Origin of the sequence: Ruegeria meonggei (assembly GCF_900172215.1) — a bacterium.
GTDB lineage: Bacteria > Pseudomonadota > Alphaproteobacteria > Rhodobacterales > Rhodobacteraceae > Ruegeria > Ruegeria meonggei.
Genome location: NZ_FWFP01000004.1, coordinates 175,988 through 202,434, shown reverse-complemented (window position 1 = coordinate 202,434; position 26,447 = coordinate 175,988). Strand labels below are relative to the sequence as shown.

At 54.1% G+C, this 26,447-nt stretch carries 25 protein-coding genes and 2 tRNA genes; 15 read left to right on the top strand and 12 right to left on the bottom strand.

Features of this window, described 5'->3' with window-relative positions; translation table 11 throughout:
• Positions 1-72 precede the first annotated feature (72 nt).
• The gene (locus RUM8411_RS08155; RefSeq protein WP_085822205.1) at positions 73-1,086 is read left to right on the top strand and encodes an NAD-dependent epimerase/dehydratase family protein; all 1,014 of its coding nucleotides are present in this window, start codon (positions 73-75) and stop codon (positions 1,084-1,086) included.
• Between the two features lie 35 nt (positions 1,087-1,121).
• Here the strand turns inward: RUM8411_RS08155 and nqrF are convergent, their stop codons facing one another.
• Genes nqrF through RUM8411_RS08125 form a run of 6 tightly spaced genes read right to left on the bottom strand, consistent with a single transcriptional unit; the run spans position 1,122 to position 6,982 of the window.
• Complete coding sequence (gene nqrF, locus RUM8411_RS08150) at positions 1,122-2,345, bottom strand: NADH:ubiquinone reductase (Na(+)-transporting) subunit F (protein WP_085822204.1); 1,224 nt, start codon at positions 2,343-2,345, stop codon at positions 1,122-1,124.
• A 10-nt stretch (positions 2,346-2,355) separates the two neighbouring features.
• Complete coding sequence (gene nqrE, locus RUM8411_RS08145) at positions 2,356-2,964, bottom strand: NADH:ubiquinone reductase (Na(+)-transporting) subunit E (protein ID WP_085822203.1); 609 nt, start codon at positions 2,962-2,964, stop codon at positions 2,356-2,358.
• Positions 2,964-3,617 carry an NADH:ubiquinone reductase (Na(+)-transporting) subunit D gene (locus RUM8411_RS08140; RefSeq protein ID WP_085822202.1) on the bottom strand — a complete coding sequence of 218 codons (654 nt, stop codon included), beginning with the start codon at positions 3,615-3,617 and terminating at the stop codon, positions 2,964-2,966. The genes nqrE and RUM8411_RS08140 overlap by 1 nt, the downstream gene beginning before the upstream one ends.
• Positions 3,617-4,432 (bottom strand): Na(+)-translocating NADH-quinone reductase subunit C, encoded by an 816-nt coding sequence (locus RUM8411_RS08135; RefSeq protein ID WP_085822201.1) that lies wholly within the window; start codon positions 4,430-4,432, stop codon positions 3,617-3,619. Before RUM8411_RS08135 ends, RUM8411_RS08140 begins: the two co-directional genes overlap by 1 nt.
• On the bottom strand, positions 4,425-5,633 hold the full coding sequence (locus RUM8411_RS08130; RefSeq protein ID WP_085822200.1) for an NADH:ubiquinone reductase (Na(+)-transporting) subunit B: 1,209 nt from the start codon (positions 5,631-5,633) through the stop codon (positions 4,425-4,427). Before RUM8411_RS08130 ends, RUM8411_RS08135 begins: the two co-directional genes overlap by 8 nt.
• Positions 5,634-5,638: 5 nt before the next feature.
• The gene (locus RUM8411_RS08125) at positions 5,639-6,982 is read right to left on the bottom strand and encodes a Na(+)-translocating NADH-quinone reductase subunit A (protein ID WP_085822199.1); all 1,344 of its coding nucleotides are present in this window, start codon (positions 6,980-6,982) and stop codon (positions 5,639-5,641) included.
• A gap of 289 nt (positions 6,983-7,271) precedes the next feature.
• Here RUM8411_RS08125 and RUM8411_RS08120 point away from each other — a divergent pair, with 289 nt between their 5' ends.
• The 3 genes from RUM8411_RS08120 (at position 7,272) to RUM8411_RS08110 (ending at position 9,646) form a co-directional block, all read left to right on the top strand.
• The gene (locus RUM8411_RS08120; protein ID WP_085822198.1) at positions 7,272-8,387 is read left to right on the top strand and encodes a THUMP domain-containing class I SAM-dependent RNA methyltransferase; all 1,116 of its coding nucleotides are present in this window, start codon (positions 7,272-7,274) and stop codon (positions 8,385-8,387) included.
• Positions 8,388-8,498: 111 nt separating this feature from the next.
• A tRNA-Pro gene (locus RUM8411_RS08115) sits at positions 8,499-8,575 on the top strand.
• Positions 8,576-8,887: 312 nt separating this feature from the next.
• Positions 8,888-9,646, top strand: coding sequence for a site-specific integrase (locus tag RUM8411_RS08110; RefSeq protein ID WP_085822197.1), 759 nt, complete (start codon positions 8,888-8,890; stop codon positions 9,644-9,646).
• Positions 9,647-10,245: 599 nt separating this feature from the next.
• On the opposite strand, the gene RUM8411_RS08105 is transcribed toward RUM8411_RS08110, so the two are convergent.
• Complete coding sequence (locus RUM8411_RS08105) at positions 10,246-11,925, bottom strand: BCCT family transporter (protein WP_085822196.1); 1,680 nt, start codon at positions 11,923-11,925, stop codon at positions 10,246-10,248.
• A 342-nt stretch (positions 11,926-12,267) separates the two neighbouring features.
• On the opposite strand from RUM8411_RS08105, the gene RUM8411_RS08100 reads away from it, so the two are divergent.
• Positions 12,268-13,197 carry a LysR family transcriptional regulator gene (locus tag RUM8411_RS08100; RefSeq protein WP_085822195.1) on the top strand — a complete coding sequence of 310 codons (930 nt, stop codon included), beginning with the start codon at positions 12,268-12,270 and terminating at the stop codon, positions 13,195-13,197.
• 356 nt (positions 13,198-13,553) lie between these two features.
• Positions 13,554-13,826 (top strand): hypothetical protein, encoded by a 273-nt coding sequence (locus tag RUM8411_RS08095; RefSeq protein ID WP_200818551.1) that lies wholly within the window; start codon positions 13,554-13,556, stop codon positions 13,824-13,826.
• A gap of 282 nt (positions 13,827-14,108) precedes the next feature.
• Here the strand turns inward: RUM8411_RS08095 and RUM8411_RS08090 are convergent, their stop codons facing one another.
• Positions 14,109-15,203 (bottom strand): glycosyltransferase family 47 protein, encoded by a 1,095-nt coding sequence (locus RUM8411_RS08090; RefSeq protein WP_159453871.1) that lies wholly within the window; start codon positions 15,201-15,203, stop codon positions 14,109-14,111.
• A 747-nt stretch (positions 15,204-15,950) separates the two neighbouring features.
• Here RUM8411_RS08090 and RUM8411_RS08080 point away from each other — a divergent pair.
• Complete coding sequence (locus RUM8411_RS08080; protein WP_234995168.1) at positions 15,951-16,763, top strand: SOS response-associated peptidase; 813 nt, start codon at positions 15,951-15,953, stop codon at positions 16,761-16,763.
• 157 nt (positions 16,764-16,920) lie between these two features.
• Positions 16,921-17,478 (top strand): hypothetical protein, encoded by a 558-nt coding sequence (locus RUM8411_RS08075; RefSeq protein ID WP_085822190.1) that lies wholly within the window; start codon positions 16,921-16,923, stop codon positions 17,476-17,478.
• Here the strand turns inward: RUM8411_RS08075 and RUM8411_RS08070 are convergent.
• The 3 genes from RUM8411_RS08070 to RUM8411_RS08060 form a co-directional block, all read right to left on the bottom strand.
• On the bottom strand, positions 17,475-17,774 hold the full coding sequence (locus RUM8411_RS08070; RefSeq protein WP_085822189.1) for an ArsR/SmtB family transcription factor: 300 nt from the start codon (positions 17,772-17,774) through the stop codon (positions 17,475-17,477). The two genes, RUM8411_RS08075 and RUM8411_RS08070, sit on opposite strands and share 4 nt — an antisense overlap.
• Before the next feature lie 190 nt (positions 17,775-17,964).
• Positions 17,965-18,192, bottom strand: coding sequence for a hypothetical protein (locus tag RUM8411_RS08065; protein ID WP_085822188.1), 228 nt, complete (start codon positions 18,190-18,192; stop codon positions 17,965-17,967).
• A gap of 169 nt (positions 18,193-18,361) precedes the next feature.
• Complete coding sequence (locus tag RUM8411_RS08060) at positions 18,362-18,706, bottom strand: hypothetical protein (protein ID WP_143534853.1); 345 nt, start codon at positions 18,704-18,706, stop codon at positions 18,362-18,364.
• A 98-nt stretch (positions 18,707-18,804) separates the two neighbouring features.
• On the opposite strand from RUM8411_RS08060, the gene RUM8411_RS08055 reads away from it, so the two are divergent.
• The gene (locus RUM8411_RS08055) at positions 18,805-19,347 is read left to right on the top strand and encodes a hypothetical protein (RefSeq protein ID WP_085822186.1); all 543 of its coding nucleotides are present in this window, start codon (positions 18,805-18,807) and stop codon (positions 19,345-19,347) included.
• 167 nt (positions 19,348-19,514) lie between these two features.
• Complete coding sequence (locus RUM8411_RS08050) at positions 19,515-19,871, top strand: nucleotide-binding protein (protein ID WP_085822185.1); 357 nt, start codon at positions 19,515-19,517, stop codon at positions 19,869-19,871.
• Between the two features lie 237 nt (positions 19,872-20,108).
• On the opposite strand, the gene RUM8411_RS08045 is transcribed toward RUM8411_RS08050, so the two are convergent.
• Positions 20,109-20,193 (bottom strand) — tRNA-Leu (locus RUM8411_RS08045).
• A gap of 900 nt (positions 20,194-21,093) precedes the next feature.
• Here RUM8411_RS08045 and RUM8411_RS22985 point away from each other — a divergent pair.
• The 5 genes from RUM8411_RS22985 to RUM8411_RS08020 are packed head-to-tail and all read left to right on the top strand — an operon-like array spanning position 21,094 to position 26,409.
• Positions 21,094-21,342: a hypothetical protein gene (locus RUM8411_RS22985; protein WP_234995167.1), complete on the top strand. Its 249-nt coding sequence runs from the start codon at positions 21,094-21,096 to the stop codon at positions 21,340-21,342.
• A gap of 2 nt (positions 21,343-21,344) precedes the next feature.
• Positions 21,345-23,354 (top strand): dynamin family protein, encoded by a 2,010-nt coding sequence (locus RUM8411_RS08035; protein WP_085822183.1) that lies wholly within the window; start codon positions 21,345-21,347, stop codon positions 23,352-23,354.
• 8 nt (positions 23,355-23,362) lie between these two features.
• A complete protein-coding gene (locus RUM8411_RS08030) occupies positions 23,363-25,105 on the top strand; it encodes a dynamin family protein (protein WP_085822182.1) in 1,743 nt (580 codons plus the stop codon).
• Between the two features lie 21 nt (positions 25,106-25,126).
• Entirely contained in the window at positions 25,127-25,528 is a 402-nt protein-coding gene (locus RUM8411_RS08025; RefSeq protein WP_085822181.1) for a hypothetical protein, read from the top strand.
• Positions 25,529-25,575: 47 nt separating this feature from the next.
• On the top strand, positions 25,576-26,409 hold the full coding sequence (locus RUM8411_RS08020; RefSeq protein ID WP_234995166.1) for a hypothetical protein: 834 nt from the start codon (positions 25,576-25,578) through the stop codon (positions 26,407-26,409).
• Positions 26,410-26,447: the final 38 nt, after the last annotated feature.

Genomic DNA, 26,447 nt, shown 5'->3' with positions numbered 1-26,447 from the left:
AGAATCCCCTTGACCTTGCCCCGGTGACGGTATCCCTGATGTCTGGTACTTTGTGTTAAGGTCGAGGGTTGCATGAAACGGGTTCTGGTCACAGGCACTGCGGGGTTTATCGGGTTCCATCTGGCAAAGTTGCTTTTGTCCGAAGGGTTCCGGGTGCATGGCTATGACGGGATGACGGATTACTATGACGTCACCTTGAAGCAACGTCGCCACCAGATGCTGCTGCAATCGCCCGGGTTTTCTGCCACCGAGGATCTTCTGGAAAACCACGAACGGCTGTTGCAGATTGCTGATGAGTTTCAGCCCGAGGTCATTGTCCACCTCGCTGCGCAGGCCGGGGTGCGTTACAGTCTGGAACAGCCACGCAGCTATATCAACGCAAACGTGGTTGGCACTTTCAATGTGATGGAGGCGGCCCGGCAACACAAAGTTGAACATTTGTTGATGGCGTCGACCTCGTCCATCTATGGCGCCAACGAGGATATGCCCTTTACCGAGGTGGACAAAGCCGACAACCAGCTGACAATCTATGCCGCGACCAAAAAGGCGAACGAGGCAATGGGGCACTCGTATGCCCATCTATGGGATCTTCCTACCACCATGTTCCGGTTTTTTACTGTCTACGGCACATGGGGTAGGCCCGATCTGGCATATTTTAAGTTTGTCGATCTGATCCTGAATGGCAAACCCATCGACATCTACAATCATGGCGACATGTATCGGGATTTCACCCATGTCGAAGATCTTGTACGCGGCATCCGGTTGCTGATCGACTCGCCGCCCGTTCGTCCTGCCAGTGCGGACGATATAGAAGTTGGCGACAGCCTGTCTCCGGTTGCCCCCTACCGAGTCGTCAATATTGGCAATGGCGACAAGGTGCGGTTGATGGATTTTATTGAAGCTATCGAAGAAGCCGTTGGTCAGAAGGCCCTCCGCAACTATATGCCCATGCAACTTGGTGACGTGCCTGCCACTTGGGCCGATAACAGCCTGTTGCAGCGCTTGACCGGATACCGGCCGCAAGCAGAGCTCAAAGATGGGATTGCGCAGTTTGTTGCGTGGTACCGCGACTACTACAACAAATAAAAAAACCGGCGTAAGATACGCCGGTTTCTCAAGTGTTACCCGCCGAAATCGTCGAGCATGATGTCTTCGCGATCCACGCCCATATCCAGCAGCATGTTGATCACCGACTGGTTCATGATGGGCGGGCCACACATATAGAACTCGCAATCTTCCGGCGCCGGGTGGTCCTTGAGGTATTCCTCGAACAGAACATTGTGGATAAAGCCGGTATAGCCGTTCCAGTCATCCTCTGGCTGCGCATCGGACAGGGCGACGTGCCAATCGAAATTGTCGAACTCTTCGGCCAGTTGGTCGAAATCTTCGACAAAGAACATTTCTTTCTTTGAACGCGCACCGTACCAGAAGCTGATCTTGCGATCCTTGTTCTTCAGACGCTTGAGCTGATCAAAGATATGGCTGCGCATGGGCGCCATACCTGCGCCGCCGCCGATGAACACCATTTCCTTTTGGGTGTCGCGGGCAAAAAACTCGCCAAACGGCCCCGAGATTGTCACCTTGTCCCCCGGCTTCAGGTTGAAGATGTAAGACGACATCTGGCCTGCCGGAATGCCTTCGGACCCCGGAGGAGGAGAAGCCACGCGAACGTTGAGCATGATCATGCCACGTTCATCCGGATAGTTCGCCATCGAATAGGCGCGCTCGATGGGTTCGTTCACAACGGACTTGTACTGCCACAGATTGAACCTATCCCAATCTTCGCGGTACTCCTCTTCGACATCAAAATCGGTGTAGGCCAGTTGGTGCGCCGGTGCTTCGATCTGGATATAACCACCGGCGCGGAAATTCACATCCTCGCCTTCGGGCAAGTCCAGTGTAAGGGCCTTGATAAAGGTTGCCACGTTCTCGTTCGAACGCACCGTACATTCCCATTTTTTGACACCAAAGACCTCTTCGGGAACTTCGATATTCATGTCCTGTTTGACGGCCACCTGACAGGACAGGCGGTCGCCGCAGGCAGCTTCGCGCTTGGTGATGTGGCTTTCCTCGGTCGGCAGGATTGACCCGCCGCCCGAATGCACCCGCACCCGGCATTGTGCGCAGGTGCCGCCGCCGCCGCATGCGGACGGCACGAACAGCTTTTCAGCCGCCAGCGTTTGCAGCAATTTGCCGCCTGCCGGAACCGACACGGTTTTTTCGCCATTGATGGTGATGTTGACGTTGCCCGTCGACACCAGGCGCGACCGCGCGGCCATGATGATCCCAACCAGACCCAGAACAATCAGGGTGAAAAGGACGACGCCTAAGCTGAAAGTTTCCATTCGCCCCTCCTTACAGTTTGACGCCCGAGAAGGACATGAAGGCCATCGCCATCAGTCCTGCGGTGATGAAGGTGATACCCAGACCCTGCAGGCCGTCGGGGATATCCGAATATTTCAGCTTTTCGCGAACGCCTGCCATTGCAGTGATCGCCAGTGCCCAGCCAAAACCGGAGGACAAGCCGTAGGTTGTCGCTTCGGCAAAGTTGTAGTCCCGCTCCACCATGAACAGCGAACCGCCCAGGATGGCGCAGTTCACTGTGATCAGCGGCAGGAATATCCCCAAAGCGTTGTAAAGCGGTGGGAAATACTTATCCAGGATCATCTCAAGGATCTGCACCATGGCCGCAATCACACCGATATACGAAATCAACCCAAGGAAGGTCAGGTCCACATCCGGAAACCCAGCCCAGGCCAGCGCGCCCGGCTTAAGCAGATAGGTCAGCAACAGGTTGTTCGCAGGAACAGTGATCGCCTGAACAACCATCACCGAAATGCCCAGCCCCAGCGCAGTGGAAATCTTCTTGGACACGGCGATGAACGTACACATGCCTAGAAAGAAGCTGAGCGCCAGGTTTTCAACAAAGATGGCCTTTACGGCCAGTGAGATCAGACCTTCCATCAGTGGGCCTCTACCTGCTGAATTTTGTATTCACGTTCTTCCACCTGGTTTGGCTTCCATGTCCGGAAGGCCCAGATGATCAGACCGATGATGAAGAATGCCGAAGGCGGCAGTAGCAGCATACCGTTGGGCACGTACCAGCCGCCGTTGTTGACGGTTTCCAGAATGGTGACTCCGAACAGTGACCCGGCACCGAACAGCTCACGAATGAAGCCGACCAGCAACAGGATCAGGCCATAGCCCATGCCGTTGCCCAGCCCGTCAATGAAAGAGGCGACAGGTGGGTTCTTCATCGCGAACGCTTCGGCGCGGCCCATCACGATACAGTTGGTGATGATCAGCCCGACAAAAACTGACAGGGTTTTAGAGATCTCGAAGGCGTAGGCCTTTAGCACCTGATCCACCAGGATCACCAGCGAAGCGATGATCACCATCTGCACGATGATCCGGATCGAGCCGGGGATTTGGTTGCGCAGGCACGAGATGAAAAAGGACGAGAACGACGTTACAAAGGTGACCGCCAGAGCCATCACAAAAGACACCTGCAGCGACGAGGTCACCGCCAGTGCCGAACAGATGCCCAGCACCTGCAGCGTGATCGGATTGTTGTCGACAAGCGGGTCGACCAGCATCTCTTTCTTGGTTTGAGACATCAGAACTCTCCTGCTTGCAGTTTGGCCAGGAAGGGACCATAGCCCGCATCGCCCATCCAGAATTTCACCAGGTTATCGACACCAACCGAAGTCAGCGTGGCCCCGGCCAGCGCATCGACATAAAAATCCGGCCCGGCAGCGGTTTGAGATTTGGACACGGTGATCTGAAGATCGCCGGCATCGTCGCGCAGCTTTTTACCATTCCACAGCGATTTCCAGCGCGGGTTGTCCACTTCGGCGCCAAGGCCGGGGGTTTCACCATGTTGATAGAATTGCAGGCCGTAGATATCGTTGCCGTTGTTCTCCAACGCGATAAAGCCATAAAGCGTGGACCACAGCCCATAGCCATGCAGCGGCAGGATCACTTTGTCCAAACCTTCTGCGTCGTCTCGCAGCAAGTAGATCACGCGATACTTCGACTTGCGTCCAATCCCTGCGGGATCGTCATCCAATGCAACACTCAGATCCGGGTCGCTGGCAGCAGCTTGATCGTCAAAAGTGGCCGGGTCGAACTGATCATCGACAAAGGCGCCGGTTGCCAGTTCAAGCACGTGCGGCTCAAAGGCAGCGAAGGCTTCGGTCACGTCGATGCCGGGCTCGTAGACACCAGCAACCTGCAGAACATTGACCTGCTTGTCCTTCAACTGGTTTGCTTCCTGGACCGGGCGCAGGCTAACGGCTGCTGCGGATACAACCATCGAGGCAACCAGACACACAGCGACGGCGACAAAGATTGTTTTTCCGACTGAATCTGGCGAAGCTGCCAGAAACTTGGCGATGGCGCCCTTTGGTTCCGGGGATTGCGGATCAGACATGGCGACGCGCCCTCCGTTTGATGTTGGCCTGAACGACGAAGTGGTCGATCAGCGGTGCAAAGACGTTGCCGAACAAGATGGCCAGCATCATGCCTTCGGGGAAGGCCGGGTTTATCACCCGGATCATCACAACCATGACACCAATCAACGCGCCATAGATATAACGGCCAACATTGGTATGGCTGGCCGAGACCGGCTCGGTCACCATGAAGGCCAGACCAAACGCATACCCGCCCAGCACAAAGTGCCAATACCAGGGCATCGCAAACATCGGGTTGGTGTCCGACCCGATCAGGTTCAATAGCAGAGTAAAGCTAATGGTTCCCGCCAGACAGCCCACAATAAGGCGATAATTGGCAATCTTGGTCATCAACAGGAAGGCAAGACCGATCATACAAGCCAGCGTCGACGTCTCCCCAAAGCTGCCCTGGATCTGACCGAGGAACGCGCTGGACCAGGTGATCCCGTCAGCGGCCAAAGCCTGCACGCCATCCGCGGCGGTCACGGCCAGCGCGGTGGCGCCCGAAAACCCGTCAACTGGGGTCCAGACCGCGTCTCCCGACATCTGCGCCGGGTAGGCAAAATACAAAAACGCCCGTCCCACCAGAGCGGGGTTGAGGAAGTTCTTGCCAGTGCCGCCAAACACTTCTTTACCGATAACAACGCCAAAGATGATGCCCAAAGCGACCTGCCACAGCGGTGTTGTTGCAGGCAGGATCAGCGTGTAAAGCATTGACGTAACAAGGAACCCCTCGTTCACCTCATGGCCGCGTACGGTGGCGAAGATCACCTCGAATATACCGCCGGCCACCAAAGTGACGATGTAGATCGGCAGGAAATACAGCATCCCGTGAAACACGTTGGCCATAAGGCTGGACGGGTTCAGAGAAATGCCAAACATCTGCAACACTGCAATCCGCCAGCCTGTCGCCGCGTCCGGGCCCAGTGTGGCAATAGCAGAATTCGCCTGATATCCGGTGTTCCACATCCCCCAAAGAATACAGGGGATCGTAGCGATCACGACATAGGTCATGATCCGCTTCATATCCACATAAGACCGTGCGTGTGGGGCAACGGAGGTGACGGTTTTCGGAGTGTAGATAAAGCTCTCCACCATCTCGTAGATGGGGAAAAGCTTTTCGTACTTGCCGCCCTTGGTAAAGTTCGGCTCAATCCGATCAAAGAAGCTGCGCAAACCCATTCGGCTCAGCCCTCCTTTTCAATTTTGGACAGACAGTCGCGCAGCGCCAGCCCGTATTCATATTTCGCCGGACAGGCAAAGCCGACAAGGCCTAGATCCTCTTCGTCCAGTTCCAGCGCACCCAGCGCCTGTGCGGTATCGGTGTCCATCACCAGCAGCGCGCGCAGCAACTGTGTGGGCAGGTAGTCCTGCGGCATCAGCTCTTCGAATGTACCTGTGGGCACCATCGCACGACGACCACCATTCAGGTTGCTGGTGAACGCATACAACTTTTTGGCAAAAGCCGAGCCAAGTACCGGTTGCACAGCAAATTTCGACGACATCGGGCGAATCCAACCCATTGGGATCTGGTCGCTATCCTCGCGGATAATGGTGATCTGGCGCGCGAAACGGCCCAGATAGGCGTTCGGCCCTTCGGCGTGCTGCCCGGACAGGATCGATCCGGAAATGATCCGGGCAGACCCGTCGACATTCACTTCGTCCCGGGTCAAATCCTCTGTCGAGGCGCCCATGACGGTGCGGATCAGCCGCGGCTGACGTGCGCCGGGGCCGGTCAGTGCGATGACGATGTTGGGGTCCAGATGACCGGTTTGCATCAGCCGGCCAATGGCAATGACATCCTGATACCCGATGGTCCAGACCTGTTTGTCTCCCGCCAGCGGTTCAAGGAAATGGATATGCGTCCCGGCCAGACCCGCCGGATGCGGACCCGAGAATGCGGCGGCCTCAATGCCCGGCAGATCCGTACCTGGAACCGTGTCGCCGTCTTTGTGGCATAGATAGGTCTTGCCTTCGGTCAGATGGGCAATCGCCGCAAGACCGGTTGCAAAGGCGTCGCTGGCGTCGCTGATGATCGCACTGGCATCACCTGCCAGCGGCTCACTCTCAATTGCGGTCACGAAAATCGCGGCCGGCTTAGAGCCCGGCGAAGGCATTTTGGAATAGGGCCGCGTGCGAAACGCGGTCCACAACCCGGCGGCACAAAGCTTGGCGGTTACACCCTCGGCACTGTTCGCGTCGCCTGTGCCCGAGAAATCAATCCCGGTGTCATTGGCATTTGTGACGTCGATCACGACGCTTTGCAGCACACGGCGTGCGCCGCGATTGATGGCTATGACCTTACCGCTGAGCGGGGCAACGATCATTGCCTCGGGCACATCCTTGTTGCAGAACAACGGTGTGCCGCGTTGAACCTCGTCCCCTTCCTGAACCAGCACACGTGGTTTGAGGCCCAGATAGTCAGCCCCCAAAACCCCGACTGAAGAAAATTCAGGACCCGGCTGGATAGTTTGATCCGGGGCACCCTGCACCGGCAATTCCAGCCCTTTTTTCAGATTGAAAGTTTGCATGTCGCTACGGTCTTCCAAGCCTCTTTCCTGCACCACATCGTTCCGGCCCTGGCATATTGGCACAAAACGGTGCGAATGTGGGAGCTTGAGATCAAGAAAAGGCAAAGAAACCTTGTTCCCGATCCAAGCTTCGTTCCGATCACGGACCCTTTACGCGGGGTTCGGTCCAAACGCAAACCTGTTACCGCAAATTCTGTCAGCAAATTCCCACTTTCCCATCAGGTGGCAGCGATTTACCCGTCATAAATTGCGTGTCGCGTCCAATTCGCTTCCGGTGTATGGACCGGACATGGAACCAAGCAATGACCTAGAGATATTCCTGGTGGCAACACCTGGTCTAGAAACCCCCCTGCATGCCGAAGCTGTCGAAAAAGGATTCGCTGGTGCAAATATCCTGCCCGGCGGCGTAAGCTGCCGCGGAAATTGGTCTGAGGCCTGGCGCGCCAATCTGTGTTTGCGGGGTGCCAACAAGGTCCTGGTGCGGATCGGCAATTTTCCGGCGGTTCACCTGGCCCAGTTGGACAAGCGGGCACGCAAGTTTCCGTGGTCCGATTTTTTGCGGTCGGATGTTCCGGTCAAGATCGAGGCGACAAGTCGCAAATCCCGAATCTACCACGCGGGGGCCGCGCGGCAGCGGGTGGAACGGGCTATCACGGAAACGCTGGGCGCACCGATCTCCTCTGACGCAGGGGTGCGCGTGCTCTTGCGGATCGAAAAAGACATCTGCACCTTTTCCATCGACACCTCTGGTGAGCCCCTGCACAAGCGCGGCCATAAACCGGCCGTTGCCAAAGCCCCCATGCGAGAGACGATGGCAGCCATGTTCCTGCGTGAATGCGGGTTTGACGGGACCGAGCCGGTTCTGGACCCCATGTGTGGATCGGGCACGTTCATCATTGAGGCCGCAGAGATTGCCGCCGGGATTTATCCCGGTCGCTCGCGTCAGTTTGCCTTTGAAGACCTGCGCCGTTTCGATGCGCAGGCGTGGGACGCAATGCGTCAGGACGAGGGGCAACAAGATACCGCACCGCAGTTTTATGGGTCGGACCGGAACGCCGGTGCAATTGATGCGGCAACCACCAACGCCGACCGCGGTGGTGTGGCGGCCTCCACGAGATTTCAGTGCCGATCAGTAAGTGACATAAAGCCACCGGCAGGTCCCGCCGGAATTGTCATCACCAATCCCCCCTACGGTGCAAGAATCGGAGACGAAAAGCGTCTGCGATCCCTGTACGGCAGTTTTGGCAAAGTTCTAATGTCACGATTTTCAGGTTGGCGGGTGGGCATCGTAACCAGCAACCAATCGCTGGCCCGCGCGACGCGCCTACCATTTTTGCCCAACGGCCCCGTGGTCGACCACGGTGGTACCAAGGTCCGACTATACAAAACGAACCCCCTGCCGTGACTATTTTGTGTGGCGATTTCCTGCCCCTCAAGGACCCTGCCAATTCTCGATAGGGTCAACAAAATCCCCCTTGCACATCCAAATATCGGGGTATAAATCACGCGCCACGGTCGGAGTGTAGCTCAGCCTGGTAGAGCACTGTCTTCGGGAGGCAGGGGTCGGAGGTTCGAATCCTCTCACTCCGACCAATAAAAACAAGAACTTACGCGAAAACTGAAACTTGCAACTGGTGCAATCTTGCACGAGCTGCACAAAATCGCGAGGATGTTCTTATGAAGAACCCTGTCCCATATGTGCGCCAACGATCTGATTCTTACTAGGAAATCGTCTTTGACGATCCCACTACCGGTAAGAAGAAGCGCAAAGCCACAGGCACCAAAGATCAAGCCGAAGCGGAGAAAAGGCTATCCAAATTTGACCCAATCGTACCCGCTGGCGCAGTCGATCCTGATGCGCCACGTCTGCGCCGTCGCAAGGACGGGTATTGGGAATCTGTTTGGATGGAAGACGGCAAGACGCGGCGGAAATCCCACGGCACTAAGCTGCAAATCGAGGCAGATGCGGCGCACGGTATTTTCATCCAAGAGCTAGCAAAACCGAAAATTCCCACCCGACCGACAATCGCGTGGGTGGTCGATCAGTATTACGATTACATCTGTCGCGAAAAGGCAGAGTCCACGTCAGGCCCAATGGCCGCAAACGTGGCACCACTGAAAGAACATCTCGGGCATTTGTTCTGGGATGAGATCGTGCAGGACACAGTGGATGAGTACATCGACTGGCGCATGGAGAAACCACGGTGGACCGCACACCAAAAGTCCGAGGGTCAGTTCGGCAAGACGAGCCGCAACACTGCTTGCAAGGACCTGCGTGTGCTTCGCGCCGCGTTAACGCGCGCGCGCAAGAACCGATACACCAAATATCCTCCGGACTTCTCTATCAAGGAAGGTGAGCCAGTCCGTGAAACCAAGGCATGGCTAACTGCGGAAGAACTGGAACGGATGATTAGGGGATGCTTTGTCGATCAGGTGAACTGGTTAGGGCGGGCATTAGCCCGCCCTTGCTTTCAAGCAAGGCTGAATTACAGACAGCGATACATCTCAGCGTCAATGAGCATGTCACCTAAGAGGCTCGTCGCCCGCGTTTGGAGTAACACCAAGTTAGCGCCCCGTGATCCAGCTTGCCGTTTGATTTCGTTGATTGCTCTTGTTTGCGAAAACTTGTTCGATCCAACTTGCGGGATCAGTCCAATTTCCTGAGCATTTTCGCAATTGGGGGTATCCGCGAAGGACACTCTGACCTGATCCGGCGCTACTGCTGGGTAGCTTGCCCCGGTCTGAATAACTGGTTCCGTGCATGCTGCCACTGTTGAAGTCAGCAAAATTGCTGCGATAGCTTTTCTCACTTAAGCCTCCAATATACTTAATATTTCTTGCGGCTAACGGCGCAATGAGGCTCAACATTGGCGTGAAAGTGGCGTTTATTGGGAGCAACATAAGCGATCAAGGCCTACAGGTTCTACTTCTTACGTTTTCTCACGTTTCTGGCATTCGTTAACGGGCAATCACCAATCGTCCAAAGTAGGTAGGCCACAGAGCTGCCGTTCGCGGCGGTTGCAGCACATGTCGCTTCGAACGGCAACAATGCGTAGTATATTGGACATTGCAAAGTCGCGAGTCTCAGTGCCGCCTGCCCAGTCAGGCAGCCCACAGCCGACAACCATCGACTCGGTACACCTCAAAGTTCAGATACCCCATTCCTGCCGTTTATGCATCGCGTAGCAATTTTTAATGGATAAGGGTGTCGTGGACAATGAGGCCCCAGATGTTAACCAGGGCCTCAGTAGTTTTAGCGATACCTATTCCGCTGGCATCGTCGAGGTTTCCGGATCAATTGTTGTAGCAACGCCTGCGGCCTCGCGCCGACCATCATTCCAGATGGCCTTGATCAAAGCGATGCACATAAGAGCCATCACAATCGAGAACGGCAACGCCCCAATCACCATTGCAGTCTGAATTGCGCCGGTGCCGCCAGAAATCAGCAATCCACCGACGACCAACGCCAGCGCAGCGCCCCAGAACACGATGTGAGGGCGTGCCTTGGGGCCTTCATCACCTGCAGCGTTGATCGTGTTGACGATCAATACCGCAGAGTCAGCTGACGTCACCAGGAAAGTCATCAGCAAAACAACGATGACTACCGCCATACCCCAGGCCAAAGCCTGTGCAATTGGGGCTAGCATGAATTCGGTCATGGCAAAAATCTTGTCGCCATTCGCCGCATCCAGGATCACACCATTTGCATTGCCGTTCAGTTCCAGATCGATTGCTGTGCCACCGGCCCATGCGAACCAGACGAAGCACATCAGCGAGGGAACAATCATCGCGCCGAGTACAAACTCTCGGATCGTACGACCGCGTGAGATACGCGCAAGGAACAAGCCGACAAAGGGTGCGAAGGCAATCCACCAAGCCCAATAGAATACCGGCCACCAGCCCTGCCATTGGGCAAGCAGGAAGGATTCTGATCCTTCGACACCATCAGATGCATAAACATTAAAGCTCAGCCACGGCAGCGCTACCAGATAGTCCCAGATCCCAACGAAGAAGGCACTTGCACCAAAGAACGTCGCACCAAAGATGATAAAGAAGCCCAGCAAGAAGATCGACAACACCATATTGATGTTCGACAGCCATTTGATGCCTTTGCCAACTCCGGACAACGCCGACAATGTCGAGGCCCCCATGATGACCACTAAGGCAACGATGATCCCAAGCGTCGTTGCCGAACCATCCGTATGCGCGAGCCCGCCGATACCGATCCGCGTTAGACCCGCAACGAACTGCTCGACCCCGAATCCCAACGTTTGAGCAACGCCAAGGATGGTGGCAACAACGGCCACAATATCGATCACGTGACCAAGGTTACCGGACAGCGCCTTGCCAAACAGCGGCGTCAGCGACGACCGGATCGTTAATGGCAGCCCGCGGCGATAGCTGAAGAACGCCAGCGACAGACCAGCAATTGCGTAACACGCCCATGCGCCAAGACCCCAATGCAGATAGGACCACACATAGGCAGTTCTAACGTTGTCCGCATCGAGCGCCGTTGTGATACCTTGAATCACTGATGGGTTGTTCTTGAAATGCGCGACTGGTTCCGCAACGGCCCAGGTCAGCATCCCGACACCGATCCCGGCGCCAAACATCATCGAAAACCAGGAGAAGTTGGAGAACTCGGGTTTTTCCCCCTCGACACCAAGCTTAAGACGCCCTCCGGTCGGCCAGATTGCCAGCCCGATACAAACGATAACAAACGCGGTTACGACCCAGATATACCAAGCGGCAAACTGAGCCAGAATAGCCGCGTTCCAATCGCCTAAGATTCTGCCAGCTTGAGTGGGCCACACAATACACCAGACCACCAGTAAACTGATAATGATCTTACTGATTACCGTCACGTTGACGCTGAACCCCCGATAGAAACCGTTTTCAGCGGTTTTTATCGGAAGTTCCGATAGTGGAGGCTTAACTGCCATATTCTTCATCTCCCTGTAGTTGATCTAGCGGGTTGCAAGATCAAATCGTTGCGACTTCAGCACCAAGCCGTGTTTGGACTAGCCGCAAATTGTGTTGCCTAACCCAGGCAATGAGAAGCGACAGGCTGAACTGTTCCTGCACGACCTGTTGATTGGGAATTGACCCACGTTTTTGGGGAAGTCACCATGCCCATCTGCATTGCTCTTGCAGTCTGGGTTGTCTGATTGCGCCACCACCCGGTCATGACTCGATCCCGTCTCTTTTTTGTCCGGGCGGCAATAGACACCCTTTGACAGAGTTTTTGATACATATTCGAGTAGTTTTGCAGTAGTTCAGTAATTATGAATGACATTAACAAGATTAATACCAATCTTAGCCGCAACCTTGTCGCACTCTATGCTTTTGAAATGGTCGCGAAACATGGAAACTTCACAAGCGCTGGCGAAGCACTTGGCTTGACGCAATCTTCGATCTCTCAACGGATTAAGGGTTTGGAGATCGATTTGGGAGTAGTGCTTTTCAAGCGAGAACACCGTGGCGTTTCACTAACATATGAAGGGCTCAGGCTTCTCAACGTGGTCAAACCTGCAATGACACAAATGGGCTATGCGGTTGGATCCTTACTGGATCGTAAATCCAAACCAAGGGTTCGGATTTCTGCCGACTTCGCTTTCTCTACGTTCTGGCTGCTACCGCGTCTGGCTTACTTGCGCGAAGAGCTTGGGGACGAGATTGAGATTCAAATTCTGGCATCTACTGTGCCGCCAGGCTTGGACGACACGGATTGCGACATACAAATCCATGTAGCGCCCAGAAGTGAGATTAAGCCTGGTGAAATTCTACTGCTGGAAGAGACTGTCGCAGCAGTTTGCAGTCCTCAGCTATTAGAAAAGATAACACCAATTCGCTCTTCTGCAGACTTATTGGATGTGCAACTGCTAAGTTTATCAAAACCCGCCACTGCCGAGTGGCAAACTTGGCAGGGTTGGTTTGATAGTCTGGGCATTGCAGGCGAAAGAAAGAAAAATTACATCAGCTTTAACAACTACGACATGGTCACTCAGGCTGCGTTAGCAGGGGATGGGGTCGCATTGGGTTGGATCGGTCTAATAGATGGCTTGCTCAACAAAGGTTCGCTGGTGCAAGTGACAGATGATGTAGTCATAAGCGACGCAGGCTACGTCATGTCGCGGGACCAGACCAATTTGGGACGCGGCCCTCGAATGGTATTCGACTGGATCGCGGAACAGGTTCTTTCGCCTCATTCGTAATAGTGCTCAGCATCAGCGATGAAGTCGCGTCTCGCCATGCCAATGAAACTGCGCCCGTACCCGCCAGTGAATGACCGCTTCCAACCCGACCGGTAGGAACCAACCTGAGAAATTAATTGCTAGTTGGAGGTCCGCTCTGGACTGGAACCTGTCGACCGCACCCGCAGCATCGAAGCCAAACCGCGATGGCAGGTAAGGGCTCGGAGCGGACATCTGATGCTTTCCGTCAGGTTCGATGCCTTCATAACACCTAGCATGTCGGCTCAGCGAACGAAGCTATCGTTCAACTTGTTCTACGGGCTGTTGAGGAACTGCTTGAGGGTCAGTCTGAGCAAATCACCCAAAAAGCGGTCGAGATGGCACTTGAGGGCGACAGTACAGCCTTGCGCCTGTGTCTGGAACGCATAGCGCCCACCAGGAAAGACGCTCCAGTTAACTTCAACCTTCCACCGATAGGTTCTGCTGAGGATGCCTCAGAGGCCGCGCAGGCGGTTCTACAGGCTGTCTCTGATGGCGAGGTGACCCCATTGGAGGGCGCAACTGTCATGGGGCTGGTCGATCAATACCGCCGGGTGCTGGAGACAACCGATTACGAACGCAGACTGAAAGCACTGGAGGCACAGAAATGAGCATCAGAAACCGATTGGCAGCGTTGGAAAGCCAGCAGGTAACCAAGTCGGTTGCCAAAAGCGGAGCTACTTCTGAGTTAATGAAACAACTTCATGCCGTGGCGGAGCGAATTCGCGGCACACCGCTGTGTGACCTGACCTCGGGCGCGTCCCCCGTGACAATCGCCGCTTTAATTTTAGACGGACGCGTTGATGACGAAGTGGCTCAGAGATGTGTTGAGCTGTCTAAGCAAACTAAGCACTGCATGCGAAGCCGCGAGGCCCAACTGATGAGAAAAGCCATCAATGATCATGTGTGCGCGGCTCGTCAGCTTGAGCATCTAGTCTTTGGCTCTGAAAATGGTCGGTCGTAGGCGAGCGTTCAAAGGAAAACTCCCACCACTTATCGGGATCACTCGCAACGTCAAAGAAACTGTTCGCTCGGTCGCTGAGAATGGGCAAGCTTTTTTCCAGAAGCTCTTGATTCAGGTCGCTCCAGTTTTTGACGATAAGAACTGGCGCGCCCTTGTGAGCGTAAGTTCTCGCCATCAAACTATCTGTCATAATCGGGATACACCTAAACAGGAACGCTTCCATTATCTTTGGAGCCTGCACACCGTTGCCAAGTGGGCAAATCATGTAATGATGCGTGGCCAACGCTTCGTAGTATTCAGGTTGGGCAAAAGGGCCACATGTTATGAAGTCAGAACTTGCCGCGAACTCTTTTGCACTTGTCCTATCGGGAATTGTTTTTTCGAGTCCTGGCCAGAACTTTCCAAATGAGCTTAGAGCAAGGCGAGTCTTTTGCGGCTTTGCCCTAACTGCCGAACGGAGGTCCTTCTCAAACCCGCGAATGTAAAACTCTTGCAGGCCAATTGGCATCATTTTCACGCCAAGCACAGACCGATCAAAGGCTTCGTAATAAATATCCCTGAAGTACTTTTTCAGGCCCCGAATAGTGCTCCTGCTTTGACTGCTTAACGGCGTATCTCCACCTCCAATTACGAGGAAAGAGCCTGGGTTTCTCTCTTGAAAACTATCCTTCAAATAGCTCAGCAATCCCGTCATGGCGTTTGGGTGGCAATAAACATGCCTCGGAAAAAACCCAGATTGTACCCAACCATGTTCCCAACCAACCAGCCAATCAAAGCGTCGCAACCAATGTGGAACCCCCGGAGCGGGTAGACCGTTTACATCCTTTCTCTTTTCCTCGTGCCAATACCGCGTGCAAGGTAACTCGGCCAATACATGACTGTCTGGAAGAAGAATGTGCTCAGGGGGACATGGCGGCAAGCTTGGGGGTAAAGTTCGAAGTGGCCGTTCTTTTGGTTTCGTGCCTGAATCCAACTCTCGTTTCGCACCCAAAAGTGTGCTGTGTAGCGCCTTAATTGCTTCCATGTAGATAAACCTCGCACCCTAGAATGACAGACACTCCCACCCAGGCAGTTAAAAATTTTGAGACAAATTGCGGGTAATATCCTGAGAAGCCGGGGCACGACGCGCCGAACTCATACCCCCTCTTCTAAATCGCAAACTCCCTCAAGGCGCGCCGCGCCCGATGTGTAATAGGGGGAAACGTTAAAAATGTGGCTGTTTCATTAACAGAACAACAAACCTCAATCGCCATTTCGGGTGTGTCCCACAGCCTTTTGACAGCACGTGCTGCACTAAGGGGTTTCCCCAATATCGATCAGATGAGTCTACAGGTACGTATTGGTTAACGGATAAAGACTACCACTCCGTATACCCCCTTGAGTGAGGGGCTGGCGCTTACCCCCTCGTCCAGCCCCTCAACCACCCTTCCTTCAACCAATATACTCCTGATGGTGCACGTATTGGTATTTGGGTCGGGCAGGATCATCAGTTCGACGCATCCTTTCCCTTTAGGCTACTCGCTTTTTCTGGGGATGTTGCCAGCACTCATGTTTCATGCCCACGCACTGAACCCTGTTCGGGCCAACCCGGAAATCTACCCGGTATAGGCACCTCGTGCCGCACTAGCCATTCTCGGATCACTGCCCAGTAATCCTGTGGTTTTGCAGTGAAGCGCATAGAATGCAGTTCGGAAATTTTGCGCTCTAATTGCGCCCACCACTGTATTTTGAGCTTTAGGCCGTGGTTCTTGGCCCATGCACGCAGGGCCGCTTGCCAATCGTCAACGCGGCGCGATTCAAGCTCTTCGTAAAGGTCAAAGGGGATTCGGTAGGGCCAGCCCGTCATGCGGAACGTTTAGCGAACATATCGAACTTGTCCAAACCGTATTTGGCGCGTACCGTCTGTCAGATGTGCAACCTGTATTCCAACATGATCCCCGCCGATGCGATGCGCCGTCTGTTCGATGTAGCAGCGGAGAAGAACAGGCTTGGGAATGCCGAACCCCTCCCTGCTATTTACCCAAAACACATGGGCCCGGTGGTCAGAAAAGACGAGGATGGGTCGCGTGAACTGGTTCCCTTGAGTTGGGGCTTTCGCACGACAAAGAAGTCCAAAAAGACGGGCGCAATCATCCAGCCCGGCGCATGGAACAACGCCAGAGACGACAAAGTGCGATCCAGTGGGCTGTGGAAATGGAGTTTCGAGGAAAGACGTTGCCTGGTGCCCGCCAGTTCGTTCTGTGAAGCCAAGGGCCGCAATCCAGCAACATACTATTGGTTCGCGCTCAACGTGGATGAGGACCGCCCTCCGTTCGCTTTTGCAGGCATGTGGCAAACTTCCCGGTACGAGGGCAAGGAAGGGCCGGAAGAGACTGAGACCTATACCGTCATCACCACCTCAGCCAATGAAATCGTGAAACCGATACATCCGCAGAGAATGCCCGTGATCCTGGATCCGGAAGACTATGAGCAATGGATGAACGGCAGCGCTGAGGAAGCGTTTGAACTACTGCAGCCTTTCGACGCCGACAAAATGCAAATCGTGCTATCCGGTGAGGGTGAGAGGTCCGACGTAGGCAGTTAAGCTAAGACCGTGTGCGAAATAAGAAACCACTGTCCCGAAGTTCTTCAAGTCAAACAACTTTAGTTGTTATATTCTTGAGCCTTGATGGGTCAATTTGGTGCTGTTTTTCAATTATGTTACTCTCGACAGATAATTGGATTCATCTTGGAGATTGTAAATGGCTGATTGCGAGCAACGAGAAAGCTGCTTCGTAAGACGATTTCGTTTGAAACGCGGTTACACGGTAGTGATATCAGGTGTAGATGGCGCGAAACCGTTCAAGCGAGTTGTTGTTAATGGCGGCGTTACGGAAACAAGCGAATACGATTATGACAATGGCGCGTCAGCACCTGGCGGCAGTGTAATTTCCGGAAATGCCCCAATTAGGCGTGCAAAAACGTTGGCTAAGAGTACGCTTAAAGACATGATAGAAAAAGAGATAGTTGCACTTGAACCTGTTTGTGCCGGACCCTGTGAATGCTGGCACGGTGAATATAGTGAAATAGATTGGGGTGGGGCTTTTACGTATCCAGAACAGGAGCAAACAATAGAAATCGCAGTCAAGGACAGCGCGACAAAAACGTACTTCTATCGTGTGAAAGCCAAGTTCAAGAAACAGAGCGTAAAAGTTGAAGGCAGATGTCTAGACCTCGATAAGTATATCGCTTTTGAAATGCCCGAAGAGCAACAGATTGCAAAGCGCACCGTAGTTAGAAAGAAGAAGAAGAAGGCTTAATCCGCTTCTGAACCAAACACCTCAAGCAAAATAGCTACTATTGGAGCCACCCTCTGGTTTGAAATCCTGTAGTAGATGTTCTTTCCGTCCCGTCTCGGAGCAATCAAACCTTCAAGGCGAAGGCGAGCAATGTGTTGGGACGCTCCGGCCTGTCTCAACGACAATGCTGTTTGAATCTCACTCACCGACCTTTCGCCACCAAGTAGCAAACACAGAATCTGTAGGCGATCCTCATGAGATATGGCCTTCAAAAAGCTAGATGCCTCAAGAGCTTTGTCGCCAAATTCTGACCCCACCAGCTACTCCCTATTGTGAACCCAAAGTCCAAACTCTGGGATTATTCCGAGCCTCGTCTTTTAAGTGGACGACGTAAATCGCACACGCAAGGATCGCGCAGAAAATCACAAAGTTTACAATCAGACTCCTAGCCACGCCGCGCCGGTAGTTTCGTCCTTTCCACGTGCCGGTGAACTCTTCAGGCTTACCCTAAGGTCTTTCCGCCTGCGAAATCATTGGCGGGCAATGGTTAGAGTCCAGCCATTGCAGTTCACAACCCCATGACCAAGCCTGGATGAAGACACCGCACACGGCAGCCAGAACTGCCAGCGCACCGAATGCCCGCTCAAACCAAGCCAACCGCTGCACTTGCTGGGTAACAATTTGCTCACCATCCCAATAGAGTCGGTGGCCTGCGTCGATGCCGACGTTGTCCATCTCATCTACACGCCTTACTGTCTGGACTTGGATGAAGTGAATGAATGGTATCGTGAACTAAGCTGAATGCCCCAGCTTGCAGCCGGTCCAGAAATGGGCCGGTTGTTTCACTTAACGCAGTGATATCGGAGCCGTTTTCTAACGGGGAATAACGGTGTGTGCGGTAACATCACTCGATGTTTTCGGGCGCTGTGGCTAGATGTTCCCAGCCGACCCAGTGCTGTTTCTTGTCACTCCAAAAAGGGTCCAGCGTTCGCCATAGCTCGTCGGCATCTTCTATCATGAACTCAATACTAGTTAAGATATCGGCAGTGAATGCTACATGCTCGTAATCATCGGTGACCAGTTCAACAGCACCATCATCAACGAAACGAAGCATGAAGACATCTAGTTCCAGATCCGAAAAGAATGCGACCACCGAAGGACAGCCGCTACCGTCGTCAATAATGATTGGTTTATCCAGTGGGAATCCACCGGCAACCAACTGCAACATTTTTTTGACGGTTTCGTGCACCGGCAACCCCTCTGACTATTTCACAAGCTTAAATCTTCCGTTGTATCATCACGATACTAAAGCCATTGATTGGAACGAGCAGCAAAAAAGAGGCCATCGTGAACTTTCAAGGGCAAGAACTGATTTCCAGAGCTACGTATGTTTCAAACCGAAGTCTATTTGCTCTCGCATTTGCAAAGATACTGTCAGTCCGCCTCGACGTGAACCTAGAAGAGTTCAAATTGCTCGGCGTGTCATTCGAGACCGCGCAGATAGAGGCCGCAACAAACTTTATGCTGGTGTTTCTCGCTTTGAACCACTTGCTATCTTGGTACGGTGACTTTCAAAGCTTTCAGAAATGGAACCACCCAAAGAAGATGGTTTCGAACATGAGTTTCTTTTCAGACAAGAATGAAACAGTTTCGGAACTTGAGTTCTACATATTGCAGATTGAAAGCTACCTGAAGCAACTAAAGGAGCTACGCGAGAACCCGGACGAGAACCCGACGAGGGATCTAGGAGAGCGGTCTGCTGAACTCATTAATTCGGCACGTGAACTGCAAGCTTCCAAGGACGCCCTTACCGTTCACGCGAAACTATATCTTTGGGTTTGGTTCCTTGCGCTACCCGCCGCCGCTACAGCCTATGCGCTCTGGCTGTAGCCATGAACTGCCCTGTTATTCCGGCAGCAACAAAAGACCAAAAAGCGGGAATAGAATGCCAGGGCGTGTGCTGGGGAAACTCTCGGAATCCGCAATTCCCCAGCCACAATTCTGCCCAAGCCACCGCTTATGATTGCCCAATAGGTTAATTCTGTTTGAGTGGTTCAATGCACCTGCTACCCAAGTTCTGTGTCTCCGTTGTCCTGACACTAGCGCTAGCCGTTGCGGCATACGCTGACGAAATCACACCACGCGAAGCTATCAACCACATAGGTAAGCGCGCCTCAGTTGTTGGCGTCGTCAGTCAGGTTTCAAACAGCGGCAAGGGAACGACGTTCATCAACTTTGGTGGCCGTTATCCTAACCATATATTCTACGTTGTCATATTCAAAAAGAACGCCCACAAGTTCCCACGCGTCTATGGATACAAAGGCCAAACTCTCGCAATCAGCGGAAAGATTGAGCTCTACAGAGGCAAGCCGCAGATTATCGTGTCGTCCCCGGATCAGGTCCAGGTGCGGTGACGGGCGTCGGCAGGCTTTCCGATATCACGGAAAGAATCCGGGCTTTCTGCCACTTTCTGCCGGTTGTCGGTGAGAGATAGGTATCCACCTTCAAACTGAGGGCGAACCTGACAAAACCTGAAATTCAACACGGAACTCACAACGGGCTATCAAAGCCAAATAGTTGGACGGTAAGTGGGGCTAAAGTTACATCACTCATCTTAACTATTTGATATTATTTGATTTAATATGAGTTAATGGTGCGGGTGGAGGGACTTGAACCCCCACGCCTTGCGGCGCCAGAACCTAAATCTGGTGCGTCTACCAATTTCGCCACACCCGCATCACCGGCCAGGTCAGCCGGATTGACGCGCTCAATAGCAAAGCTTGCCGCTAAGCGCGAGGGGGAAAATCGCGGCTCGGCAAAGATTATTGAACACGTACCAGATGCAAGAGCAGCTCCGCCAAATGCGGCGCGTGGATGCGTTGGGGTAACTGGCCGCCACGAACGGACAAGGGCGCAAAGCCAACGTGAATTGCAAACCCGGGTTCTTTGGATACAGAAGTAGATTGGATCTTGTGTCGAAATACTCGAATTGTTCGATTTTATTGTATCTATATCGTGAACAAAAAAAGATGTGCCTTTTAAAGATACCTATACGTTGAGTTGCTTGTCATACTGAGCGGAATTTTATGAGGGCAACCCGCTCGGTGTACGGCTTGATTGATCGGACGTTGTTGGGAGTGTGATTACACACAGGTTTTTTAAAAAACTAAATAAAATATAGAGTTAGACAGAAAAATTCCTTCAAGAAGGCGCGTACTCAACGACCGCCAGTGCCGCTATACCGTGCGGGGGTTTCCGGGCCGGGAACTCTGTCATACTGCCAAAGGTTGCAAGGAGTTGAGGGATGGGGACCACAATTGCGCCACATTCCAAACGCCAAAAAATCTTATTCGCGTCAAAATAACACCGCCTTGCCAGTAGTTGATAGGCGCAGGGAGTTAATGAGTCTTTTTGCTTCCGGGCACCGTACGAGTTTTTTTGCTCAACTCCAGAACAAGGGTCTGAACCGTGACCAATATGATGAACTCCGCTGCTGCAGAGCAAGACGCACTTGGTCTTGCCCGTGAAAGTTTTCTTGGTGAACTGAAGTCCTTGAATAGGAACCATCCGAATACAGGCTTTGGCGTTTCACTTCGCACCCGTTCCGGGGGGCACTATCTGCTTGCGAACTCGCGCATGCCATTGCCTGAAACGAAATCCGATGGGTTTCCAACCGGGCGCAGTGTTGCCTGCCTTGAGAACAGCGAGCATTTCAGCTCAATCGAAGTCCTTGCAGATTCCCAGGCCTATGATGACCTTTCACCGGGGGCCGAAGCTGCCATTCTTGGCAATGCGCTGAACCTGATTGCCCGCATTGATATCCTGACCAGCACCCCGGACAGTCAGATCCAACCCCACATCGCTGCTACTGGAACCGGAGGCTAACCATGGCCCGCAACGACCATCTTCTGTCCGTAGGCAACGAAGCACTGGCGCCGATGACCTCGGCCATTGCGTCGCTGTCCACACAGATTGACCAACTGACAGAGGTGGCGGATGCGCGGTCCTCGGCGCGGCTTGCGACCCTCAAGACGCGGATGGAGAATTTCACGGCCAGCATCACGCTGGTCGGGCAGGTCAAGGCCGGTAAATCTTCGATCGTGAACATCCTGGCTGGGCGCCCTGCTCTGCTGCCCTCGGATGTGAACCCGTGGACTTCGGTAGTGACCACGCTGAACATCAATACCCGCACCGAAGGCGATACACGCTCCAAATTTACCTTCTTCGAACAGGAAGAATGGGACAACCTGATGGTCGGCGGCGGCCGTTTGGGTGAGCTGGCCAACCGCGCCGGTGCGGATGACGAGATGGACGATATCCGCCGACAGATTGGCGAGATGAAGAACAAGTCCGAGGCTCGGCTGGGCCAACATTTCGACCTGATTCTAGGCCAGAGCCATCAGTATGACTATTTCGATGACGAACTGATCCAGCGCTATGTCTGCCTTGGCGACGAAGATGACCCTGATATCAACCCGAAAACCGGTCGATTTGCGGATGTTACCAAATCTGCCGAATTGTTTATGGACATTCCGCAATACCCGATCTCGCTGAAGCTGTGCGATACGCCTGGTGTCAACGACACTTTCATGGTGCGCGAGCAGATCACCCTTCGCAGCCTGCGCGGGTCCGAGGTCTGTGTGGTTGTGCTGGCGGCCAGCCAGGCCCTGACGACCATGGATATGGCGCTGATGCGGATCATCGCGCAGTTCGAAAACCGTCAGATCATTCTTTTTGTGAACCGGATCGACGAATTGGCTGATCCGGTCAGTCAGGTTCCCGAAATCCGCGACCGGATTCTGGACACTCTGAAGCAGAACAACATCGACACCAACACAAGTGTGGTGTTTGGCAGCGCATTGTGGGCCGAGGCCGCCCTGACCGGCAATCCCGACATCCTGACTGAAGAGTCGCGCCAGGCGCTGAACACATTCTATCTGGCCGCCGGGTTTGGCGATCAGGCCCCGTCGCTTGATAAAATCTGGGCACTGTCCGGTCTGCCGGACTTGCTGCTTGCCATGAATGAACGCATCGCCGAGGGCGCGGGAACGCGCCTGTTGGACAAGGTGCGCCACCGGGCCCGAAACATTGCCAGTCAGATTCGCGCAACAGCGGTTGCAAAAACCCTGTCCGAAGGGGGTGGTGTTGTCCGCGATCTGGACGGTGTGTCCGCCGAAGAGGCCATTGCCAGGGTCTCTGACGAATACGAAAAGAAGGCGGCGGAACTGACCACTTCGCTGCGTGAAAAAGTGCTGGAACGTTTGAATTCGGCCGAGACCAACTTTGTCAAACGCGCGACGGATTCGCTGATTGCGCATCTTGAACAGAATGGCGAGCAAGGCACATGGCAATACGACCCGGCCGGACTTCGTACCTTGCAAAAGGCGGCCTATTTCAGTTTTGCCCGTGCAATGCGTAAAGAGGCCGGCGCGTTGTATAACGCTGCTGCGGCAGATGTCGAAGCGCTGTATCAAAAGCTGTTGGGTAATCACCTGGGTGAATTCAGCATCGAAGCGCCCATTGTGCCGCGTGTCCCGCCCCCATTGGGCATCGGTCGCACAATTGCGCTGGATTTGCAAAGCACGTGGTGGCGGCGCTGGTGGCAAAAGCGCAAAGGGTTCGAGGCTTATGCCGCGGACTACACACGCTTGATTGCGTCTGAGGCAAACTCGATCACCAAAGACATCGAGGAAAACCAAATCGCGGCGGTACTGGAAAATGTCCGGGCTGGTTTGGCAGACTTCCTGCGCGAGCAGAAGGAAACCCTGCTGAACATCTCGGCCTCGGCCGAACAGGACCCGAACCAGGCCGCCCTGATGGCAGGAATGGCACCCAAAAAGTCACGTGACGACATTTTGGGCGACATCCTAAAAGATCTTAGTAACGAGGCAGCATAAGTAGCGACATGGCAAAAGATATACAAACCCGCTTCGTCTCTCCTAAGGCATGGGAACGCATCGAGAAGTGGTCTCGCCGGAAACCCGTTTTTGCGCTCATGGGCGAATTCAGTGCCGGGAAATCGACACTGATGAACTTTTTGCTGCGCTCTCAGGCGCTGCCAACGCAAGTGACAGCGACACAGTTGCCACCAGTTTGGTTCAGCTGGGGCAAACAGTCGGCTTACGTGCAGCGCCACGATGGTAGCCGCGAAGATATCACGCTGGACCAACTGGAAGGCGTGGGTGTCAACGACGTCCAGTTTGTGCGCATTTTCCTGGAATCCGACATTTTGGAAGCTGTCGATCTGATCGACACCCCAGGGATCTCGGATCCGAAGATTTCCAATGATGTCTGGCGCCGCGCCGTTGGGCAGGCCAATGGCGTGTTGTGGTGTACTCATGCGACCCAGGCCTGGCGCGAGACAGAGCGGGCGACTTGGGTGTCGCTGCCGGAACGCTTGCAGCATAACTCATTGTTGCTGGTGACCCGTGCTGATGTTTTGGGCGCAAAAGATCGTCAGAAAGTGCTGCGACGGGTGAACCGCGAAGCAGGGCATCTGTTCAACCGCTCGATCCTCTTTTCGGCGCGCGATGCAATCACCGCGCGCGACAAAAGCGGCGATACCGAGCTGTGGGCGCGTAGCGGTGGTGGGAAGATGGTCGACAGCTTCCTTGAGATCACAGAACAGATCATGGACAACCGTGCCGATCAGTTGTCGCAATACCAGATAGACAACAGCCTGGCCGGAGGACCGCGTGTTCAGCCGATACGACCCCAGCGGAAATCTGAAGGCGCAGAAGAGCCTGCGCCGCTGAAACTTGTGAACCCAGTTGCAGATATCGACGCTGATAACGAAGTGGTCACCAGTTTTCCAGTGCGTCCGTCGCGTGTGGAACGCCGCACCGAAGACACCGACCGCGCTGAACGGATCGACGCGGAAGAAGCTGACCGTCTACGCGCCGAGATGACGGCAAAGACACAAACTCCTGAACCGGTTGTCGAAGTCGATGAGGATGACCTGCGCTCGTTCTTTCGGGAGGCGGACAGTCAGCCTCTGAACCTGACCGGGCATACGGATACGATGAAGGACGAGGACGAGTTCGACCTTCTGGATATTGACGAGTTGGACGAAGATGACCTGGATGACGGTCTCAATCTTCTGTCCGAAGAAGAGGTGGATCAGCCTCTGGAAGAGACCGCACAGGCGGATAACTTCATGGCCTCGCTGGAGGACAAGTTGGGCAACGCACCCGAACGGGATGAAGCGCCCACGGATCAGCAAGACGAACTGCAGGGGGAAACCTCTGTATCTTCGATCACTGCCCTTCTGGCGGAGCAATCGAAAAACACAGAGGACGAATTTGAACCCGAGCCGGAATCCCAGGGCCTGATGGACATGCAAGTGGTTCCTTTGTCCAATGGAACAGCCCCCGATGCACCCGCTGCAGCCGGCAGAAAGGATGACGCGCTTGAGGATTTGCTGAATGTACCAGCCGGCGCACCGCTCAGCGCCGCGTCCATGTGGCGTGAGATTACCGAAGATGAGGATTTGCCAAAGGACGCAGAAGGTCTGAAAAAGGTGTTCAAGGCATTTCTCGAAGAATTCGATGTAATTGCAGCTGAACATATCGCGCGTAAGACCAAGGGATCGTCCCGTCCGGTTCCCAAAGCTCCTGACGGTGGCGGGGCGGAATGGCATGTGTCGTAAAAAGAAGCTCAGGTAGAAACGATGTCTATCGAAACAGCATTGAACAACGCGATAGCGACCATACCCGACTGTATTGCAGCCGGGTATGTCGATATGGAAACGGGGATGTTGCTGGGGACCAACACCTCTGATCCTGATGCTGCCGACGCGCTGGACAGTCTGGCCATTGCCGTGGCTAACCTGTTTCAAGGCCGCGGCGTGAAAGCGTTCGAGGATTTGTTACGCAGCTCTGACGCTGAAGAGGCAGAATACCCGGGATTTGGGGAAATCGCGGTATTTTCGAATGACCGGTTGAACATCTTTTTGCGGACCCGGGAGTATCCCGATCATGTGGTCTGCTACATCTGCAACAGCAGCGCCAATGTTGGGTTGGCACTGACAAAATCGCATCTCAGTCTGGGGCCGGTTGCGGCCGCAGTTTAGACGGGACCAGAGGGGGTCACGGCATGATGGACACAGACATACTCGAAATGCTCGATGACATCGGGCGTTCGGCAGTGGCTCGTCTTAACCCGGCGGTCACTATACCCGGCGATACTGCTCAGGTGCGGCGCGACAAAGTGCTGAATATCATACGGGGTACCATCCTTCCGCGCCGCTTGGAATTCACGGCCGCCAACGGGGTTTGCCTAGCGATTGAAGTCAACAGCTCTCGGGTCACGGATGTGTTTCGGGTGCACGCTGGCATCGCACCGGACTTCGAAACTGAATCCAGAGAAGATCTTGCCGCCAAACTGGCTGGATTGGTGTCAGATATCGCCTCTGCTACGGCGCCGCTGGAGCTGGTTTCCTTGCAGCCCGACACCGCCCTGGAGGCGGACGATGTCGGCATTACGTTCAGCGAGATTGAGGTCGCGTGCGAAGGCATTGAACTGACGGCAGAGCCCGTCATTTCCATTGTTGCCAATGCCGAGTCTGCTGAGGATGAGGTGACAGCCGAACCCTTACTTGACGGACTTGCAAGTCGTTTCTTCGAAGGTGCCGACCGATTTGCGCAAGGCCGCGTGCTGGCCCAGGCGAAAGACGGTGCGGAACTTCGCGCAGAGGGCACGTGTGGCCAGGCCCAACCGCTACACCCGGACCAGGAATTGCTCAGCCAGTTTGCGCGCGACCTTTCCGGTTGGTCTGCGGACGCATCAAATTTGGATTTGCCGCAGCTGATCGTCATGCGCCCTTCTGGTGGCAAAGGAGCTGGGTTGGCCATCCTGCGCGACAACGAACAGTTTGCAATGGCGGTGCACCAAGCTCGTAAACTGGGCGCCGTAGTCAATCTGTGGGCAACACTAACGAGGCCGGACGAATGAGACCGGCGCTAAAGTTCAATTTTTCGAAGAATTCAAAT

Excerpts from the sequence above, each read along its gene's own strand:
- RUM8411_RS08030 (WP_085822182.1), top strand. The coding sequence starts at position 23,363 with ATGGCAAAAGATATACAAACCCGCTTCGTCTCTCCTAAGGCATGGGAA.
- RUM8411_RS08120 (WP_085822198.1), top strand. The coding sequence starts at position 7,272 with ATGGAACCAAGCAATGACCTAGAGATATTCCTGGTGGCAACACCTGGT.
- RUM8411_RS22985 (WP_234995167.1), top strand. The coding sequence starts at position 21,094 with ATGCCATTGCCTGAAACGAAATCCGATGGGTTTCCAACCGGGCGCAGT.
- nqrE (WP_085822203.1), bottom strand. The coding sequence starts at position 2,964 with ATGGAAGGTCTGATCTCACTGGCCGTAAAGGCCATCTTTGTTGAAAAC.
- RUM8411_RS08105 (WP_085822196.1), bottom strand. The coding sequence starts at position 11,925 with ATGGCAGTTAAGCCTCCACTATCGGAACTTCCGATAAAAACCGCTGAA.
- RUM8411_RS08130 (WP_085822200.1), bottom strand. The coding sequence starts at position 5,633 with ATGGGTTTGCGCAGCTTCTTTGATCGGATTGAGCCGAACTTTACCAAG.
- RUM8411_RS08020 (WP_234995166.1), top strand. The coding sequence starts at position 25,576 with ATGCTCGATGACATCGGGCGTTCGGCAGTGGCTCGTCTTAACCCGGCG.
- RUM8411_RS08095 (WP_200818551.1), top strand. The coding sequence starts at position 13,554 with ATGGCACTTGAGGGCGACAGTACAGCCTTGCGCCTGTGTCTGGAACGC.
- RUM8411_RS08090 (WP_159453871.1), bottom strand. The coding sequence starts at position 15,203 with ATGGAAGCAATTAAGGCGCTACACAGCACACTTTTGGGTGCGAAACGA.
- nqrF (WP_085822204.1), bottom strand. The coding sequence starts at position 2,345 with ATGGAAACTTTCAGCTTAGGCGTCGTCCTTTTCACCCTGATTGTTCTG.
- RUM8411_RS08025 (WP_085822181.1), top strand. The coding sequence starts at position 25,127 with ATGTCTATCGAAACAGCATTGAACAACGCGATAGCGACCATACCCGAC.
- RUM8411_RS08110 (WP_085822197.1), top strand. The coding sequence starts at position 8,888 with ATGGAAGACGGCAAGACGCGGCGGAAATCCCACGGCACTAAGCTGCAA.
- RUM8411_RS08155 (WP_085822205.1), top strand. The coding sequence starts at position 73 with ATGAAACGGGTTCTGGTCACAGGCACTGCGGGGTTTATCGGGTTCCAT.
- RUM8411_RS08035 (WP_085822183.1), top strand. The coding sequence starts at position 21,345 with ATGGCCCGCAACGACCATCTTCTGTCCGTAGGCAACGAAGCACTGGCG.
- RUM8411_RS08125 (WP_085822199.1), bottom strand. The coding sequence starts at position 6,982 with ATGCAAACTTTCAATCTGAAAAAAGGGCTGGAATTGCCGGTGCAGGGT.
- RUM8411_RS08100 (WP_085822195.1), top strand. The coding sequence starts at position 12,268 with ATGAATGACATTAACAAGATTAATACCAATCTTAGCCGCAACCTTGTC.
- RUM8411_RS08135 (WP_085822201.1), bottom strand. The coding sequence starts at position 4,432 with ATGTCTGATCCGCAATCCCCGGAACCAAAGGGCGCCATCGCCAAGTTT.
- RUM8411_RS08050 (WP_085822185.1), top strand. The coding sequence starts at position 19,515 with ATGCACCTGCTACCCAAGTTCTGTGTCTCCGTTGTCCTGACACTAGCG.
- RUM8411_RS08065 (WP_085822188.1), bottom strand. The coding sequence starts at position 18,192 with ATGGACAACGTCGGCATCGACGCAGGCCACCGACTCTATTGGGATGGT.
- RUM8411_RS08140 (WP_085822202.1), bottom strand. The coding sequence starts at position 3,617 with ATGTCTCAAACCAAGAAAGAGATGCTGGTCGACCCGCTTGTCGACAAC.
- RUM8411_RS08075 (WP_085822190.1), top strand. The coding sequence starts at position 16,921 with ATGGCTGATTGCGAGCAACGAGAAAGCTGCTTCGTAAGACGATTTCGT.